The organism is Christensenella intestinihominis, from assembly GCF_001678845.1.
In the GTDB taxonomy this organism is placed as follows: domain Bacteria; phylum Bacillota; class Clostridia; order Christensenellales; family Christensenellaceae; genus Christensenella; species Christensenella intestinihominis.
This window is the reverse complement of sequence record NZ_MAIQ01000005.1, coordinates 30,256-48,394: the sequence shown is the minus strand read 5'-3', so window position 1 is coordinate 48,394 and position 18,139 is coordinate 30,256. Positions and strand designations below refer to the sequence as shown.

Annotated in this window: 17 protein-coding genes; 4 read left to right on the top strand and 13 right to left on the bottom strand. The window is 52.3% G+C overall.

Annotated features, from left to right (window positions below):
- Nucleotides 1-268: 268 nt before the first annotated feature.
- The gene (locus BBD38_RS08105) at nucleotides 269-1,285 is read right to left on the bottom strand and encodes a LacI family DNA-binding transcriptional regulator (protein ID WP_066686575.1); all 1,017 of its coding nucleotides are present in this window, start codon (nucleotides 1,283-1,285) and stop codon (nucleotides 269-271) included.
- 285 nt (nucleotides 1,286-1,570) lie between these two features.
- Here BBD38_RS08105 and BBD38_RS08100 point away from each other — a divergent pair, with 285 nt between their 5' ends.
- Nucleotides 1,571-2,416, top strand: a complete 846-nt coding sequence (locus BBD38_RS08100) for a PocR ligand-binding domain-containing protein (protein ID WP_066686574.1) — start codon at nucleotides 1,571-1,573, stop codon at nucleotides 2,414-2,416.
- A gap of 70 nt (nucleotides 2,417-2,486) precedes the next feature.
- On the opposite strand, the gene srlD is transcribed toward BBD38_RS08100, so the two are convergent.
- The gene (gene srlD / locus BBD38_RS08095; RefSeq protein ID WP_066687012.1) at nucleotides 2,487-3,260 is read right to left on the bottom strand and encodes a sorbitol-6-phosphate dehydrogenase; all 774 of its coding nucleotides are present in this window, start codon (nucleotides 3,258-3,260) and stop codon (nucleotides 2,487-2,489) included.
- A 30-nt stretch (nucleotides 3,261-3,290) separates the two neighbouring features.
- Nucleotides 3,291-4,403 (bottom strand): MGDG synthase family glycosyltransferase, encoded by a 1,113-nt coding sequence (locus BBD38_RS08090; RefSeq protein ID WP_066686572.1) that lies wholly within the window; start codon nucleotides 4,401-4,403, stop codon nucleotides 3,291-3,293.
- A 212-nt stretch (nucleotides 4,404-4,615) separates the two neighbouring features.
- On the opposite strand from BBD38_RS08090, the gene BBD38_RS08085 reads away from it, so the two are divergent.
- On the top strand, nucleotides 4,616-5,719 hold the full coding sequence (locus BBD38_RS08085; protein ID WP_235829116.1) for an undecaprenyldiphospho-muramoylpentapeptide beta-N-acetylglucosaminyltransferase: 1,104 nt from the start codon (nucleotides 4,616-4,618) through the stop codon (nucleotides 5,717-5,719).
- The gene (locus BBD38_RS08080) at nucleotides 5,716-7,188 is read left to right on the top strand and encodes a methyltransferase (RefSeq protein ID WP_066686568.1); all 1,473 of its coding nucleotides are present in this window, start codon (nucleotides 5,716-5,718) and stop codon (nucleotides 7,186-7,188) included. The genes BBD38_RS08085 and BBD38_RS08080 overlap by 4 nt, the downstream gene beginning before the upstream one ends.
- Nucleotides 7,189-7,285: 97 nt before the next feature.
- On the opposite strand, the gene BBD38_RS08075 is transcribed toward BBD38_RS08080, so the two are convergent.
- The 4 genes from BBD38_RS08075 to BBD38_RS08060 all read right to left on the bottom strand — a co-directional run bounded on the left by BBD38_RS08075 (nucleotide 7,286) and on the right by BBD38_RS08060 (nucleotide 10,768).
- Nucleotides 7,286-8,554 carry an MFS transporter gene (locus BBD38_RS08075; protein ID WP_066686566.1) on the bottom strand — a complete coding sequence of 423 codons (1,269 nt, stop codon included), beginning with the start codon at nucleotides 8,552-8,554 and terminating at the stop codon, nucleotides 7,286-7,288.
- A gap of 27 nt (nucleotides 8,555-8,581) precedes the next feature.
- Nucleotides 8,582-9,127 carry a flavodoxin family protein gene (locus tag BBD38_RS08070; protein WP_066686564.1) on the bottom strand — a complete coding sequence of 182 codons (546 nt, stop codon included), beginning with the start codon at nucleotides 9,125-9,127 and terminating at the stop codon, nucleotides 8,582-8,584.
- A gap of 106 nt (nucleotides 9,128-9,233) precedes the next feature.
- Nucleotides 9,234-10,250 (bottom strand): biotin synthase BioB, encoded by a 1,017-nt coding sequence (gene bioB / locus BBD38_RS08065; protein ID WP_331463059.1) that lies wholly within the window; start codon nucleotides 10,248-10,250, stop codon nucleotides 9,234-9,236.
- Nucleotides 10,196-10,768 (bottom strand): biotin transporter BioY, encoded by a 573-nt coding sequence (locus BBD38_RS08060; protein WP_235829115.1) that lies wholly within the window; start codon nucleotides 10,766-10,768, stop codon nucleotides 10,196-10,198. The genes bioB and BBD38_RS08060 overlap by 55 nt, the downstream gene beginning before the upstream one ends.
- Before the next feature lie 200 nt (nucleotides 10,769-10,968).
- Here BBD38_RS08060 and BBD38_RS08055 point away from each other — a divergent pair, with 200 nt between their 5' ends.
- On the top strand, nucleotides 10,969-11,235 hold the full coding sequence (locus BBD38_RS08055; protein ID WP_066686560.1) for a type II toxin-antitoxin system HicB family antitoxin: 267 nt from the start codon (nucleotides 10,969-10,971) through the stop codon (nucleotides 11,233-11,235).
- 393 nt (nucleotides 11,236-11,628) lie between these two features.
- Here the strand turns inward: BBD38_RS08055 and BBD38_RS08045 are convergent, their stop codons facing one another.
- From BBD38_RS08045 to BBD38_RS08020, 6 genes are all read right to left on the bottom strand, one after another.
- A complete protein-coding gene (locus BBD38_RS08045; RefSeq protein WP_066686557.1) occupies nucleotides 11,629-12,798 on the bottom strand; it encodes a Gfo/Idh/MocA family protein in 1,170 nt (389 codons plus the stop codon).
- 81 nt (nucleotides 12,799-12,879) lie between these two features.
- The gene (locus BBD38_RS08040; protein WP_066686555.1) at nucleotides 12,880-13,329 is read right to left on the bottom strand and encodes a cupin domain-containing protein; all 450 of its coding nucleotides are present in this window, start codon (nucleotides 13,327-13,329) and stop codon (nucleotides 12,880-12,882) included.
- A 59-nt stretch (nucleotides 13,330-13,388) separates the two neighbouring features.
- Entirely contained in the window at nucleotides 13,389-14,564 is a 1,176-nt protein-coding gene (locus tag BBD38_RS08035) for a sugar ABC transporter substrate-binding protein (protein WP_066686554.1), read from the bottom strand.
- A gap of 47 nt (nucleotides 14,565-14,611) precedes the next feature.
- Nucleotides 14,612-15,577 (bottom strand): ABC transporter permease, encoded by a 966-nt coding sequence (locus BBD38_RS08030; RefSeq protein ID WP_066686552.1) that lies wholly within the window; start codon nucleotides 15,575-15,577, stop codon nucleotides 14,612-14,614.
- 34 nt (nucleotides 15,578-15,611) lie between these two features.
- Entirely contained in the window at nucleotides 15,612-17,099 is a 1,488-nt protein-coding gene (locus BBD38_RS08025) for a sugar ABC transporter ATP-binding protein (RefSeq protein WP_172807798.1), read from the bottom strand.
- 202 nt (nucleotides 17,100-17,301) lie between these two features.
- A complete protein-coding gene (locus tag BBD38_RS08020; RefSeq protein WP_066686551.1) occupies nucleotides 17,302-18,123 on the bottom strand; it encodes a helix-turn-helix transcriptional regulator in 822 nt (273 codons plus the stop codon).
- Nucleotides 18,124-18,139 lie beyond the last annotated feature (16 nt).

Below are 18,139 nucleotides of genomic sequence, written 5' to 3'. Positions count from 1 at the left end.
TTTTATTTCCTAAACGCGTTTCGCGTAAAAGACTGCCCGTTCCAAGTCATGCTGGCCATCAAACTGTACCTTATTGGCCGGGCAAAAGAAGCGATAGAAATAAAACATGTAATGCGTTTTTATAATAAATTTTTATAAAAAAAGCCATTCGTGGTATATGACTAAAAAGGTACACAAAATAATCCAATCCGCAAACGTATATTTTTTACGGTTCAGCCACTTCCAGTTCCAATTCACTTTTCAAAAAAGCTTTTATTTTTCAGATGTTTTATTTTGTCGTATTCCGGATTACGACCTCCGGCCGGATCAGGGCGATCTTTTGCCGTCCCACCGGCGGCTTCGGTACGCCGCTTTTAATTTCGTCCTCGAGGATATCCATCGTCTGCCTGCATATATCGGACAGCGGCTGCCGTACCGTTGTGATCGGCTTCTGCGCCAACTCCGCAAACATCATATCGTCAAACCCCGCCACCGAAATGTCCTCCGGTATATGGACGCCGCGTTCGTCGAGGCGTTTCATAATCGCCAGCGTCATCATGTCGTTGATACATATGATCGCTTCCGGCTTACGTTCCAGGATTTTATCCGTTATATCATACGCCGCCTGGAAATTCGGTTCTTCCACAAAAAACAGGTTTTCCTCCGGCACCGTAACGCCCGCCTCGTCTACCGCCTTCATGAAGCCCTGAAGCCTCATGTTGGCGAAATTCACATCCATCCTGACGCTGATGAAACAAATATTTTTAAGTCCTTTTCCCAGCAGGTAACGGGTCATCTCATATTCCCCGCTGGAAAAATCGCACATTACACATGGTTCCATGCAGCCGGCATAGGTTTCCGTACAAAACACCATCGGAATTTTCTCCGACCGCAAAAGCTCCAGGTGCCCGATATCCGGGTGGTCCCGCAGCATCGGCACGACGATCACGCCGAGCACCCTGCGTTCCATAAAGCTTTCAATGTACATTTTCTCCGTCCGGCTTTTGCTGTTCGATATCCCGAGGAGCAGCGTATATCCCTTTTGCTCCGCAAGCTTCGCCATAATATCCACGATTGCGCTGTAGTACGGATTCACAATCTCGGGAACGAGCAGGCCGATGGATTTGCTGTCCTTCGTCACAAGGCTTCTTGCGGAATAATTCGGCACATAGGCGAGCTTTTCGGCAATCCGCAGGACCTTATTCCTCGTCTCGGCGTTCACGCCCCTTTTATTGTTGATTGCCATCGACGCCGTTGCAACCGATACGTCCGCTTCCCTTGCAACATCCTTAATCGTTACCTTCATTCGTTCTACCCCGGCCGGTTATTTGAAACGTTTAAAATTATTTGAATAAAAAAACTCCGCCTCGCTTTAATCGTTATTTCTTTCTAACAGAAAATCCTCTTAAAAATTCGCCGAGTTCCTCTAATGCAATTCTATGGTGTCTGATTCGTTTGAAACGTTTAGAACTTGTTTATGGGTTGATTATAGCAACCTTTCGTGGGATAATACTAGTAGATCAATATCGGGAAATAGCAAAATTGTACTTTTCTGCGTGAGAATATTACAGAAATTTTACGGATGTGAATCATGAGCCTGACACTGGAAACCGAAAACCTGCGGGGATTTTTACAGCATTTCAACACGATCACAGGGCTGCGCATCGCACTTTTCGACCTTGATTTTAACGAGCTGCTGTCGTGTCCCGAGCAGCCGAATCCCATCTGCGCGCGCATCAAGGAAAGCGACGCCGGGCGCGAACGCTGCCGCCGGTGTGACCTTGCCGCCCAGCTCTATATCAAGGAAAAGCCGGAAAACAATCATATTTATTTCTGCCACGCCGGGCTTGTCGACGGCATCGCCCCCATTACGGACGAGCGGCAGATTATCGGTTATATGATGATCGGCCAGTGCCTTTCGTGCGACGTATCCATCGAGGATTCATGGCAGAATACCGTCCGGCTTTGTTCCGGTTTCACGGATATCAGCGACCTGCGGGACCAATTTTTCGCAACGCCGCAGCTTACGCACGAGCAAATTCGCGCATGCGCATACCTCACCAATGCCTGTGCCAGCTATGTGCGCCTCAAAAATTATGTGCGCCTCCGGCAAAACGACGTTTTCACCACGGCAAGCAAATACATCGAACGCAACCTCCCGGGCGACCTTTCTTCAGACCATCTTTCCGCATCGCTCCTGATCCCGCGCAACGCGCTTTTCAAGGCGGTGAAGGACGAAACGGGCATGACGCTTGGCCAATATATCCTACACCGCAGGCTGAAATATGCAAAATACCTGCTCAAAAATACCAAATGCACCATCGCCCAGGCCGCTGAAAAATGCGGCATCAGCGATTTCAACTATTTTTCGCGCCTGTTCAAAAAGCAATACGGCGTTTCGCCCCGGGAATACCGGAAATCGCCGGATATGGATTAAGCCCGCGTACGAAAACGGGCGGAAGGAGTGCTTTCCTTCCGCCCGTTTTTTGATTTAAAGTATTCTCTATTTACGGCTGCATTTGCTGGCCGCCCGTCACGTTAAGCGCCTGGCCCGTCATGTAGGACGCATCGTCGCTCGCGATGAACACGAGGCAGTTGGCAATGTCTTCATACTGGCAGCCGCGCTTCATCGGCACCTGGTTGATATACTTCTGGCGCACCTCTTCCTCCGTGATTCCCTGGTTCTTCGCATATTGCTTGAACAGGCTGTTTACCCACAGCGGGCTGTCCAGCATATTGCCCGGGCAAATTGCATTGATGCGGATATTGTCCTCCGCAAGCTCGAGCGCCAAGCTTTCCACAAGGCCGATCCCGCCGAATTTCGAGGAAGCGTATGCGGAATTTTTCGCCGATCCTTTTTTGCCGGACTTGCTGTTGATCTGCACAATACTGCCGTACCCCTGTTTTTTCATCACCGGAACCGCAGCCTTCACGGTGTTGAAGAAACCGCACAGGTTTACGTCGATCACGAGCTTCCATTTTTCAGGATCGAATTCCTCCACCGCGCCGGAAAGCACGATGGCCGCGTTGGCTACAAGGATATCCACCTTGCCATATTTATCCACCGCCGCCTGAATCAGCGCTTCACAGTCGGCATACTTGGTTACGTCGAGCTTCACCGCGATTGCGTCCGCCAGCATTTTCGCCGTTTCCTGCGCGCCTTCGTAATTCATGTCGCCGACAACCACCTTGGCCCCCTCGTCCGAGCAACGCTGCGCGAGCGCCTGCCCAAGGCCCTGCGCCGCTCCCGTAATCACCACCACTTTGTCCTTAAACTTCATACACCGTTCCATTGTTTCTCCTCCCTTGCACTACACAAGTTTTTCTATAAATTCCGCAAGCGTTTTCGCGCTGTGCTTTTTTCCCCATTTTTTCTGCGCCCGTTCCATTTCCCTGAGCTTCAGGTCGTTGAGGCGCAGCTGCATAATCACCTGGCTGACCGACTGGTACTGGCTGCAATGCACCGCAAGCGAATTATTAAGCAGGAACGCAAGGTTCATATTTTCAACGCCCGGCATCGGCTTCATCAGCAGGAGCGGCTTGCCTTTTGCAATCGTCTCCGAGGTCGAAAGCCCGCCCGGCTTGGTGATTACGACGTCCGCCGCGTCGATATATTCCTCCATGTTATCCACAAATCCGAGGATATGGACATCGTTTTTATATTCCATGGAGGAAAGCCTGCTCCTCAGGCGCTTGTTCGACCCGCAGACGGCGATAAGCTGGATGCCGTCCATCTGGTCCACGTCCTCCATCACCGGGGTCATGCCCGCAAACCCCATGCCGCCCGAAGCGAGCAGCACAGTGAACTTATCGAGGTCGAGGCCCAATTTCCTGCGCGCCTCGTTCCTGGGCATCGCCCGCGCGAACTTGGGCGCCACAGGAATTCCGGTCGGGAGGATTTTATTTTCCGGAATGCCGCGCCGGGTAAACTCCGGAATCAGCAGCTCGTTCGCCGCCACAAAATAATCCATTGCCGTATACTCCCAGAATGGATGCAGGGAATAGTCCGTCACAATGCCGATGCTCTTGATCCGGTCGTCATAGGTGCCCGCCTCCTTTAAGGCGGTAACCAGCATTGCCGTCATCACAATCGAGCACACGATTACGTCCGGCTTTTCCTCATCGATATATTTCTGGAGCTTGCTTTTGGCAAGGTTGGCAAACGCCCACGGAAAATACAGCTTCATATCCGCACGGCCGTTCGCCTTTTCGGCTCCCTTGTAAATCGTCTCGTTCAGCTTTGGGACAAACCGCCCCATGGCGACATATCCCTTGTCAAACCCAAGCCCGATCGCCTTGTTCAAAAATTTGTACGTATCGAGAATATCGCATTCGTGCCCTTTTTTCAGGAGTGCCGCGCGCAGGGCCTTGCTCGTCGAGTTGTGCCCCTGCCCAACCGTCATACTTAATATAAGTACCTTCATTGTCCAACCTTTCACTTTATCCCCAATGCATTCAATATAGCATAAACACAAGTCATTATCAACGGCACGAACCGTAAAGAATTCTTACAAATTCCATACTTTTGAACCGTCGTTTCTTTTTTTGTGCAATCTCCCCGAATGGAACCTGCCGGAATGTTATTTTTGCTCGAAAAGCCGCAGCAGCGCTCTTGCCCGCGCCTTTTCATTGTGCTATGATGGGTAAGGTTATCATTCCACAGACAGGCAGGTATATTATGAGTAAAAAGATCGTATTGACGGGCGGCGGCAGCGCCGGGCATGTAACGCCCAACCTCGCCCTTATTCCCGGGCTTTCCGGGCACGGCATTGAGGTGCATTACATCGGCACGGAGGAAGGCATCGAGCATACGCTTGTGCACGGCGTTCCCTACCATGTTATTGAAGCGGGAAAAATGCGCCGCTATGCGAGCGCTAAAAATATCAGCGACATTTTCAAGATTTTCAAGGGCTATGGGCAGGCCAAAAAAATCCTGCGCAGCCTCCGGCCCGACCTTGTCTTTGCGAAGGGCGGCTTTGTATCCGTGCCCGTCGCATGGGCGGCGGCAAAGCTTAACATCCCGGTTATCCTGCACGAAAGCGACTACACGCCCGGGCTCGCCAACCGGTTGTGCACAAAAAAAGCGCAAAAAATCTGCCTTTCGTTTGATACGCGCGACGCCCATGACGGAAAAGGAATCCTGACCGGTTCCCCGATTCGCGGGGACCTTTTGACGGGCGACCGTGCCGCGGGTCTTGAAAAACTGGGGTTTAGCGGCTCAAAACCCGTGTTATTAATAATGGGAGGATCTTTGGGCGCGCAGGCGATAAACGACGCCGTAGACGCGGGAATCGAGGAACTGACGAAACGGTACAGCATCGTCCATCTTCGCGGAAAAGGAAAGCTTAACCCTGCGCTGGACGATAATCCTGATTACCGGCAGTTTGAATATGTGGAAGAAGGCCTCAACGATATTTTTGCGGCGGCCGACCTCGCACTCTCCCGCTCCGGCGCAAATGCGATTTTTGAATTTCTCGCATTGAAGCTTCCCGCGCTCCTGGTACCGTTACCTCTGTCCGCAAGCCGCGGCGATCAAATCCTGAATGCAAATTACTTTCAAAAACGCGGCTATGCAAAGGTGCTTGAACAGGAAAACCTGAACCGCGATACGCTCCTTGAAGCCCTGCGCGACCTTGAAGCGCACCGGCAGGAGCTTGTGCTCAACATGGCGCAAAGCACTGAGGCAGACGGTACAAGCAATGTCCTCAATATTATCTTAGAGAGCATTGGTGTAAAATGAATATTCAAAATTTTGTTGAAAATTACCACACCCTTCCCGCGGCGGAACGCAAAGAAGGCCTTTCCCATATTGTGAAGGAAGGGAAACTCCAGACCGTATACAACCAGGCCAAGGGCGCGAACGCGCGGGCGGCTTTACGCGTGATTGCGGATACGGGAAACCGCGCGGCCGATTTTGTCCGCGCCAACATCGACGGTATCCTGAAATTCCTGCGGACAGGCGACGCAAAGGTGCGCATGCACGCCGCCCAGATCATCGGCAACACCTGCGCGGGCGAATACCTCGACGACCTGATTGACGCCATCATGCACGAACAGACAATGTTCACGCTTCCCTCCTACCTGCTTGCCATCGGCCGGGCAAAAAACGACCGGGCAAAGCGCTTCCTCGATTCCTACCAGCTGAGGAGCGACCTCGAGAAGCACCGCGAAGAGGAAAAGGCGGCCCTCGACAAGGCGCTCGCAGGCTTTATTATGCGCCGGAAAGCGCGCGTACGTATCCTTCCGACGGATATTGTGATGCTCGCTTCGCCGAACCCGAACGTTACCTACGCGCAATGCCTCGACGCCGGTCTTTTGCCAAAAAAGCTCGGCAGGTATATTGCCGTTTCCAACCTGACGGATTTTTATGATATTTACCGGCTCCGCACCTATACGGATGCATATATTTACCTCGGGGCCTCGCCCATCGCGGAGCTTCCCTCGTTCCTCGCGCAGCGCGAACGGGCGGTTATCCAGCGGACGGGCGTAACGGGTTATCGCCTCGAGGTGCGGAGCGTCACGCACGAGGTACGCCTCGACATTATCAAAAAGTGCGTCGCGGCAATGAAGGAGCTGATCAATACCCCCTCCTCCTATTCCATCGAAATCCTGATTGAAATGGACGGGGATAAGGCGCAGGTATTTTTGAATCCGCTCACGGACGAACGGTTCGCCTACCGCAAAAAGGCAATCCCCGCCAGCATCAATCCCGGCGTCGCCGCCAGCGTATGCGCCTATGCAAGCGAATTTTTCAATCCCGACGCGCGCGTGCTGGATAATTTCTGCGGCAGCGGCACCATGCTGTATGAACGCGGCTTCTATCCGCATCACTCCCTCACCGGGGCGGATATCAATATGACGGCGGTGGAAGCGGCCAAGGAAAACAGCCGCTATGCACACGTCCATCCGCAGTTCCACTATATCGACTGCCTGAAATTCACCGCGAAAAAATATGATGAAATCATCGCCAATATGCCTTTTGGCCTGCGCGTGGGCAGCCATTCCAAAAACGAACGGCTGTACAAATCCTATTTCCGTATCCTGCCCGATATCCTTACGGACGAGGGGCTCGCCGTGCTGTATACGCATGAGAAGCAATTGACGGAACAGCTTATCCGGGCTTGCGGCAGGTTCGACGTGCTGAAACGCGCGACGTTTGACGCGGGCGGCCTCTACCCGGCCGTATATGTACTGCGCAAGGTCAAATAAACAGGACTGACATATTTTACACCGCCGGAATTATAAAATGGAAGCATCATGCTTCCATTTTTTAGATTGCAATGTATTTACTTGACTGCTTTGCGCCCTATTGCCCCGGCTCAGTCCCGGCTTTTCCCGGTAATTTTTCTATTTTCTTCAACCGCTTCATTCCCAGGACCCCGCCCACGATGACGACGGGAAACACAACGGCGGTCAAAAGGCCAACCTTCAGGCCGAATTGCTCCGGCGTGAAGCCATCCGCCGCGGCCTGCGCAATAAGCGCGGGCGAGCTTTGCGCGCCTTCCGACACAACGCCCATAATCCACGGTCCTATAGAGCATCCCATGTCCCCGCAGATTGCAAGGATGCCGAACATTGCCGTCCCCCCGCCCGGATAACATTCCGATGAATAGCTGAGCATTCCCGGCCAAAGCAGGCTGACCGCAAGGCCGCAGAGCGAGCATCCCGCCAAAGCAAGCACGGGAATATTTGCCAGCGAGGCAAGCAGGTAGGAAAACACGCATAAAACCGAACATACCAGAAGTGCGCCCGTGAGGTTGATTCTTTTTCCCCACAGCCCGTAAACGGTCCTGCCAAGGCCCATAAACACGGCAAACAGGCAGGGGCCCATCAGGTCGCCCATCATTTTCGATATCCCGAGCGCTTTTTCCGCGAACAGGGACGACCATTGCGCCATCGACAGCTCGGCCGCGCCCGCGCACAGCATCATAATCATCGCAATCATAAATATTTTCGATGCAAGTAATTTCCTGACCGGTATTTTTTCGTGCTCCTCCTCCGGCGCGGGAAGGGGCACTTTCAGGAAGCTGATGCCGTTCATAAGGGGCAATACCGCCCACAAGAGGGGCAATATCGTCCATGCCCCGTTTCCAAACGCCCGTAAAAACATCGTGGAAAGCAGCACGACCAGCACCTGCCCCCAGCAATAAAAAGAGTGCAGCATGCTCATTGCGGAGGCCTTGTCGTCGCCCGGAACCGCATCCACGATCGGGCTGATTAGTACTTCGATCAGCCCGCCGCCGACCGCATAGAGAATTACCGCAACGGAAAGCCCGGCATACGGCGTCATCACGCCCGGGAGTACCCCAAGCGCAACCAGACCGACAGTGCATAGGATATGCGCCGCAACCATGCATTTGCGGTAACCGATTTTGTCCGCAAATCTTACCGCGATTGCATCCACGACAAGCTGCGTACCAAAATTCAGGAAAATCAGGTTCCCGATCATGGAAAACGATATTCCAAATTGCTGTTGGAAAATGACAAAGAGGAGCGGCGCCAGGTTGTTGATCGCCGCCTGTACGATATATCCCCGGTAACATGCATGGATTGTCCGTTTAAAGGTATGCGCCATTTTACCTCTCCGTAATTGCCGTTTGTTTTAGAATTCCGCGCCCAATGCCTCCGCGCGTCCGGGTGCGTCCGTTTTATCAATCTCGCCCTTCGCGTTTACGCCCGTAACGACCAGCCTGCCGCGGTCCGTCCAATCGAGGTATTCCACAATCAGCCCGTAGCTGCGCAGGAGCCCGTCGAACGCCGTTTCCTCCGCGTCCCCGCCGCAAACGAGGAGCGCGCATTCCTTTCCCTTAAATTCTTTTCCGCCAACCACAAAAGCATAAAACTTATCCATCACGTTTTTCAGCTGCGCGGGAAAGGAGAACCAATACAGCGGCGTCGCAAATACCACCGCATCCGCCTCCAGGATTTCCTGTGCAATCCCATTGAAATCATCGTTGAAAAAACACGCCCTGCCGCCGCGGTAGCACCCGTCGCATGCGCGGCACCCCTTCACGTCGAGCGGCGCAGTTTCGATTTTTGCCACGGTGTGCCCCGCGCCCTGCGCTCCCGCAATAAACGCATCCGCCATACGGTCGCTGTTTCCGCCCTTACGCGGGCTTCCCGTCAATACTACGATCTTTTTCCCCATAGGTCCCTCTTCCTTTCATCAAACCGAATCTGTCTTTATTCTACGTGAAAACCACAAATTCGTAAAGCGCATAAAGCAATTTTCCTGCGCCCGGCGGAACCGGGGTTCATTCCCGCATATCCATCCGGAATCCGCACTCCCGAAGCATCTTCCGGTCGCTTTCCATGGTGATCCCCGCCGTGGTGAGCATATCGCCCGTAATCGCGGCATTGATTCCCGCGCCCAACATGCGCCTGCCCCGGTCCGTGAGGTTAATCCGTCCGCCCGCAAGGCGTATCTGTGCATCCGGCAGTAAAAAACGGAACACCGTCGCCGTCCGTTCCGCTTCCCCTTCCCGTAAAACCGCCCGTCCGCCAAGCGGCGTACCCTTTACCGGGTTTAAGATATTGAGCGGAACGGAACGTATCCCAAGCTTTCTCAGGGTAAGCGCCATATCGATCCTGTCTTCCATGCTTTCTCCCATGCCGATGATTCCGCCGCTGCACACCTCGAAACCGGCTGCCTGCGCCGCCCGGATGGCCGCAAGCTTGTCGTCATAGGAATGGGTCGTACATATCCTCGGAAAATATCCCCGGGAGGTTTCAAGGTTGTTGTGGTAACGGGATACGCCCGCATCCCGGAGCATCCCAAACTGCCTGCGCGTAAGCAGGCCGTGCGACGCGCACAGGGAGATTCCACATTCCTTTTTGATCCTCCGGTAAACTTTGCACAGCTTTCCCACTTCTTCGTCCGTCAGCCGTTTGCCGGATGTAACGATCGAGAAGCGTCCCGCCCCGCCATCGCGGTTTTTTTGCGCGGCGGCAAGAATTTCCCCTTCTTCCAGAAGCCCATAAAATTCCGCGCCTGTTTGGTAATGCCCGGACTGGGCGCAGAATTTGCAGTCCTCCGGGCACTTTCCACTCTTTCCGTTGATAATTGAGCACAGGTCGAACGCATCGCCGCAAACGGTCTTTCTGATTTCATTCGCCGTCCGGCAAAGCTCTTTAAGCCCTGCCCTAGCAAGAAACAGCGCTTCCTCTTTTGAGACCGCACCGCCCTGCGCGGCCTTTTCCCCAAGTTCCTGCACCGTCATACTGCAGGCTCCCTTCTTTTCAATACCGGAATCATCCGTTTCGCAATCCATGCCGCCAGCAGGCACCGCAGGATATCGGCGGGCAGGACGAGCACAATGCACGACCAGATCGCCGCCCATATACCGACCGGCGTTCCGAGCGCATAATTCATGATGAAATAGAAATACAGCATGCCAATGATATAAACGGGAATCATGCCGGTCATCCCCGCCGCAAAAAGCCTTCCAACCGTAAGCTTTTTCAATTTCCGCGCACGCACCCCCGCCACCCAGGCGCATACCGCGAACCCGACCAGATAGCCGAAGGTGGGTTTCAGTACATACATAATCCCGCCGCCTTCCGTAAAGATCGGAAGCCCGGCAAGGCCAAGCGCAATATAAATCAGCATCGAGATACTGCCGTATTTGGGTCCCAGCAGAAAGCCCGCCAATACAACAAAGAATCCCTGGAAGGTAATCGGCACGTATGGAATCGGAATCCGGATAAACGCGCCAATCGCAATCAGCGCCGCAAACAATGCGCACAGGATCATATCCCGCGTGGTAATACGGGTGGTTTGTTTCATCATAGCTGCCTCCTTTTTTTCATACCGTAACAGGATACCACATTCCGGTTTTATTGTAAACTTATTATTTTAATTCAGTTTACATATTTATTTTAATTTTATTTTCCATAATTTTACCTATCTATAATATGGCAAGGCCGCGGCGCCAATCCGATATTAAACGCCATATCAAGCTGCGGATTTAAGGAAAGGGAGGGATTACAATGTGTAAATATAGCTATCCTGCGGTTTTCAAAAAGGAATGCTCTATGTATATTGGCCATTTCCCCGATCTGGAATGTCCGGTCTCGTTCGGGCATTCGCTCGAGGATGCCTATGAAATGGCGGAAGAGGAGCTTTCTATTTATCTTTATGGTATGGAAGCGGCGCATGTTCCGCTTCCGCATCCCTCTGTGGGAGGCCGGATTCCATCCCGCGGGGAAAATGTGATTTTTATTTGTGTGGACACGGCGGATATTTCCGCAGATTAACGCGGCTCTATAACAAAAAACGCCTAATGATTCAGGCGTTTTTTGTATTGGGGATTATTTTTCTTTACAGAATTTTTCTTCCACAAGTTGCGCAATGGAATCGAATGCCTTTTTAAGTTGCGCCGTAGTCTCCGCGTCAAGTTCAAACCCGCAATTCGGGCATGCGCCTTTCTTCCGGGTATTCAGGACGTCGTCCCGTTCTACTTTGAACAAGGCACCGCAGTATCTGCATCTTAGTTGAGCCTGCATAGTCCTTACTCCTTTCACGATTGCAGATACCCTGATTTCCGTACGCATGGAAATCAGGGCGCCGCAATAAGTAGAGAAAACATCAGCCGCGCCGCATAGGCGGCCGGCGGGAATCAGTCCCTTTCTGTGAGCACACCGTCACTCTCAATCATCCTCGATTCCAATCCACTTTTCTTCGCGTGCGGATCGCTGTACTGCATCGATGATCTGGCATGCCTTATAGCCGTCATAAAAGCTGGCGTTTACCAGCGCCGGATCACTTTTTGAGATAGCCTCGATAAAGTGTGACATCTCCGCACACTTTAGGTCCGCATAGCCGATGCCAAGGTCCGCAATCGGCCAAAATGACATTCCGTACGGATGCATCGGCCCCATTTTAATTTTTTTGTATCCCTGCTTGTCCTCCGGGTCCGTTCCGCTGTAATATTGAAGTTCCCACAGATATTCGTTGGTAAATTTCAAGGCTCCCTTACTGCCGTAGACCTCGAAATCAAGCGTATTTTTATGTCCGTAGGCAAATCTTGACGATGTAAATATTCCTGTCGCCCCGTTTGCGAACTCCACGAGGAACTCCACTTCGTCATCCACCTTCACTTCCTGGTAGCCGAGTATCTCCTGCTTCTTTTTCAGGCCCAGCACGGCAGATTCCGATACCGGCCGCTCTTTGATGATCGTACGGCTTTTCGACACGACCTTTGCGAAATCGCCCACCAGATATCTCGCCAAGTCAATCGCGTGTGAACAAATATCCCCCAGCGCTCCGCTTCCCGCTTTGTCGATATCGAGACGCCATTCCATCGGTACATCCTCGCCGATGGCCCAGTCCTGCATATATTGGGTGCGGAATGTATAAATCTCGCCTAGTTGTCCTGATTCGATCATTTGCTTTGCCAGCGTAACGGCGGGGATGCACCTGTTGTTGTAGCCCACTGCGTTCACCACGTCCGCCCTGCGCGCCGCTTCATAAACTTCAGCCGCATCTTCAAGCGTGTTGGAGAGGGGCTTTTCACAAAAGACAGGTTTCCCGCTTTTGAGCGCTTCGATTGCCATTTCCCGATGAACCCAGTTGGGCGTCACTATGTCGATGGCATCCACGTCATCGCGGGCAATCAGCTTTGTCCAATCCTCTTCATATTCTTTATATCCGTAACGGGTTACCCCTTCTTCCGCGAGACGGACATTGCTGTCTGCAATACACTGCAGCGTCACGTCCGCCTCCGGCGGGAAGAAATACATTGGGTAATTTACGAGGGCGATACTGTGCAGCTTGCACATAAAGCCCGCGCCGATCATACCGATTCTAATCGTATCCATACTTTCGCTCCTTCAGTCTTTGCTGTGTACGGGATTTTTGCGGGAGCCGGCCTGCGCCGGGCCCCCGCTGCAACAATGGGATTATTTTTCTTCAAACTGCGGACGCAGGTCTACATAACCGCTGTCGTCAACGCTGTTGCATCCATAGTAAGCAAACACAAATTCAGCTTCCTCGTCGAAAGGGTTCCGTGTCCAGTGTACCGACCCCTGCGGCGCATAAGCGACTGTCCCCGGTTCGCATACCGTTTCCACATCCCCTTCCGGCGTTGTAAATCCGTTGATTACCTTGCCGCGGATGGTATAGACGCACTCAATCGCGTTCAGGTGCTGGTGCTTATAATGCGCCGACCTCGGCGGGAATACGCAGTGTCCGAAGATCGCCTTGTCGTTGTCCGGCACCGTGTCCCCGGTAATAATATATTGAATCTCAAACCCGGGCATCAGGTCGTCCATTCCCGGATCGTCCGGGATTTCCTTGTAATTCCACGCATACTTCTTGACAGGTTTCCATCCTGCAATTCCACCACTCATTGTTCATTACCTCCATTTTGATTTAATTTTCCGGCTTTATACCGGTTATTTCCATCTTCCTATTCCACGGCCTCAAATTCGTGGTTCCCCCACAAAACGTCAAGCGCGGCATACTCCTGCGTAACCACATAGGGCTGTGTCAGCGTTTTCCTTGGAACGTCCTTGCCCGTCAGAAAATCATAAGCGTAATTTGCAATATATTTTCCCTGGTCAAACGGGTCCTGCACAACACACGCATCCTGTATGCCTTCCCGCAGGCGTTCAAGGCCAAGCGGCGTTCCGTCAATGCCCACGAGCACAATATGGCCATCCTCACCGCTGGGCACAAGCCTTCCCATTTCGCGCAGGGCCGACTGTATCCCCGTCTGCATCTCGTCATTATGCGAATAGATCGCGGCCAGGTCCGGGTTTGCCGTCAGCACGTCCTGCGTTGCGGACGACGCCTCGGTCGATACCCATTCCGTATTTTTGGAAATCACCTCGATATCCGGGTAATTCGCCATTGTTTCCACAAAGCCGTCGTGTCTTGCCGTGGAGGAAAGCGAGGCGAGGGCTCCGCGGCATTCCAGTACCTTCCCTTTTCCGCCGATCTTATCCGCTATGAATTCCGCAGCCAACTGGCCCATCTGGTAGTTGTCCACGCCGACATGGATGGGTACAATATTCCCCTCCACTTCGCTTTCACACGTCACCAGCGGAATACCTGCTTCCTGCGCCATTTTCACGCCCGCAACCAAGCCGTCGTTGCTGTTTGGGGTAAGTATAATCGCATCTACGCGCTGCGTAATCATATCCTGTATCTGGTCAAGCTGCGTGTCGTCCGAGCCCTGCGCATCAAGGACAATGGGCGTTACCCCGAGCTGTTCGCATGTCGCTTCAAATTCCTGCTGCAAGCCGATCATCCATTCAAATCCGCGTGAGAACAGCAGCAGCGCAAAGGTCATTGGCTCGCCCTCCTCTTTTTTTGTGTATTCCGCAATATCCGCAATATTCACAACCTCGGTTCCCGAAATCGGCTCCGGCCGCTGAAGCTCTCCTGCCGGCTCCGCCGGCTCATTCCCGGCATCCGGCGTGTTTTCCCCGGCAGCCGTCTCTGCCGGCGCACTGGCGCTTTCCCCGGCGTCCGGCGCCGGTTCCGTTGTCCCGGTACCGGCGGCACAGCCCGCAAATACGGAAATGCACAGTACGCAGGCAAGTATTGCCGCCAGAACTTTCTTCCTCGATTTTCCTTCCATTTCTTTCCTCCTTATGTTCCTTTCTATTTTCAGGTTTCCCTAAACCGTTATCCGATCCTCTTTTTGCGTGTGCGCAGTGCGTCAATCAGCGCCGCCGCACCAATCACCGAGCCGGTAACCACATTGTCGTAAGCGGCGGGCACGCCCCACAGGTTGATTGAATTGCTGATCATGGCAATAAGAATAACTCCGAGGAATGTTCCAAACATATTTCCGGTCCCCCCCGAAAGGCTCGTGCCGCCGACGACAGCCGCCGCAATTACCGTAAGCTCCATCCCTGCCGCTGCCGTGGGAATCGCCGCATCCAGCCGGGAAACAAGCAGCATACCGGCAAATGCCGACAGAAGCCCGCACAGGACGTAAGCCCACAGCCTCACGTTGTCCGTTTTGATGCCGGACAGCCGCGACGCTTCCGGATTGCCGCCCGTCGCGTAAAAGCTGCGGCCCAGCTTGGTCCACTTCAGCATAAGGGCCGCAAGCACGCCGATTCCAATCCAGATAAAGATTGTCAGCGGCATATTGCCAAACACCTTGATTGACGTCATGCCCTCCAGGAATTCCGGCGCCGGCGCAATGTTCGCTCCGTTGGAATACACCCAGATGACTCCCTCCACAATTGTCATCGTGGCGATTGTGGCGATCAGTGAATTGACCTTTACCTTGGTGACGAGAAGCCCGTTCGCAAATCCTACGCCCACTCCGAACAACAGTGCAAAAATAATCGCCCATTCTTCGGAAAGCCCCTGGTATTTCGTCAGGCCCACCGAAAGCAGCCCGGCCATAGACGCTACGTTTGCTACCGACATATCCAGCCCGCCAGTGATTAATACGATCGTCATGCCTACCGCAATTACTCCCATAGAGGTCGAACGCGAAAGAATGTTAATCAGGTTCTGCGGCGTCAGGAATACGTCCGAGGTAACGACCATAATCACGAACAGGATGATAATCGCCACCAGCAGCCCGTTGTTGCTGAACACCTTTACGATCTTGTTTTCTTTGATACTCATCATTTGTATTGCCTCCTCAAGTGTTGTTGCCAGTTATTCAGCAGGGAATCGCTTCTTTGAGCATTGCCGATTCCGTAATTTCGCGGTCCATCTCCGCAACAATTTTACCGTCCGACATCACCAGCACCCTGTCGCATAAAAGCGCGAGCTCCGATAACTCGGACGAGACAAGTATTATGCTCACGCCTTCCTTTGAAAGCTGCGATATAATTTTATGAATCTCCGCCTTTGCCCCGACGTCGATGCCCCGGGTCGGCTCATCCAGGATGAGGATATCCGGTTTGGTGGAAAGCATCTTGGCAAGCACAACCTTCTGCTGGTTTCCCCCGGAAAGGTCTTCCACGCATTGATCCGTTGAGGAACATTTGATCTGGAGTTTACCGGAATACTCCCTGACAACATCGTCCTCCAGTCCCTTTTTAATCAATCCGCCTTTATAATTGAAGTTGCGGTAGGTGATCGCAATATTTTCACCCACGCTTTTGCCGAATATCAATCCTTCCTCCTTGCGGTTTTCAGGAACCAGGCAAAGTCTCGTCTCGTTTTTTAACATCGCTGCGGGCGTGATATGCCGGATTTTTTTGCCATTCAGCACAAGCGAGCCGCCCGTCGGTTTATCCACCCCGAAAACCCCTCTCATCAGCTCGCTGCGTCCGGCGCCCACCAAGCCCGCAAAGCCAAGCACCTCGCCTTTTTTCAGTTCAAAGGACGCATTTTTGATCCGGGGCTTTACGCACAGGTTTTGGACAGACAGTATCGCCGGCAGCCCCGTGGTATCCTTTTTCATGTGATCCACCCTGTCCACTGCTTTGCCCACCATCATTTCAATAATTTCTCTATGCTTCAGGTTTTTTGCGAGATTGTGTTCGATAAAGTTCCCATCCCGCAGCACAACGATTGTATCGGATATTTGTTGTACCTCGTTTAAACGGTGGGAAATATAAAGAATCGTTTTTCCCTTATCCTTGAGCTCGGTCAAAAGCCTGAGCAAACGGCTGCTGTCTTGCTCTGAAAGAGAGGAGGTTGGCTCATCCATAATCAGGATGCTCGCTTCCGCGACCAGCACCCGGGCGATTTCCACAAGCTGCTGTTGTGCGACGCTCAGGTCCTTAATCATGCTGTGCGGCGAAATGTTTCCAAGCCCTACCTCGCCCAGGGCTTCCCGGCATTTTTCCGCCATTGCTTTGTGGTCATAAAGTATTCCCCGCAAAATCGGATGCCCGAGGTAAATGTTTTCGTAGACCGACATTTCAGGAATCAGGCTCAACTCCTGATAGACGATTCCCACACCGGATGCCTGCGCATAACTGGGTGTAAATTCCGTCATTTGCTTTCCACAGATTTTCACGGTTCCCGTATCCGGCGCATGCGCGCCTGCAATCACGCGCATCAGCGTCGATTTGCCCGCTCCGTTCTCTCCCACGATACTGCATATCTGCCCTGCTTCCACACTGAAGGTAATATCCTTTAACGCGTGGATTCCTGCAAAACTTTTACTCACATCCTTCAATTCCAAAGCAACCACTATGTCCCCTCCGTTCGTTTCCTCTTCATTTTTATATACGTACTTTTGATTTTTTTTTGGCATTTTGAATGTTTGGATTGATTATCGTTTACTGTGGTTTCATTGTATTTGCTTTTTAAAACAACAACAATTAACAAAATTGGCTTGGAAGTACAGGATTTTGTCTTTCGTTCCCAAACAAAAAAGCGTCCGCAGTTTTTTCCTACGGACGCTCCCTTGCCCGGCCCTTTGGCCCTTCCTTCCTGAATTTTCCCGGCGTAATGCCCACGTTGCGTTTAAACAGCATCGTAAAATAATTTTTATTCGGATATCCCACCTCCGCCGCAATATCCGAAATCGTACGCCCGGTATCAAGCAAAAGCTCCTTGGCCTTTTCCATCCGGCAGTTCATCAAATATTGCATGGGCGAGACGCCCATTTCCCGCTTAAAAAGATGCGCAAGATAATAAATGCTAAAATTTACTTCGGAAGCAATTTGTGTTAGGCTAAGCTCCCGGTTGTAATTTTGTTCGATATAGCGGCGCGTAACCTCGGTCACATCCGAGATGTCGCTCTCCATGCTTTTGAGCTCGTCAATAATGATATACAACAGGATACACAGGGCCGAGGTAATAATCTCATTTTTCACCGGTCCGTCCCTGCTGTTCCACTCCTGCTGGAGATAAGCGCAGCTATTGAGGAAAAAATCACTGCTTTTCAAAAGCGGCAGGAAAAGAAAGTCTTCTTCCATGATTTTATTTTCCGGATGTCCCCTGATCTGATAATCATGCAAAAGAATACGCAATATTTTCTCATTCTGCGGCACTTCCGCCATCAGCCGATAACCGCATCCTCCCTGCAAAACCAGCAGCTGCCTGCGGTCAATATGGGAATATTCGCTGCCTGCGCACACCTCCGACATTCCATCCATGCAGATTACAAGCTCAGTATAGTCCATATTTTCGGGTCGCCGCCTCTTTCCGGAGCCAATCCATTCAATCAGCGCAATCTTCGGTCTTTTTAAAAAAATCGAATCGTAACTCATACTATATCCCCAGTGG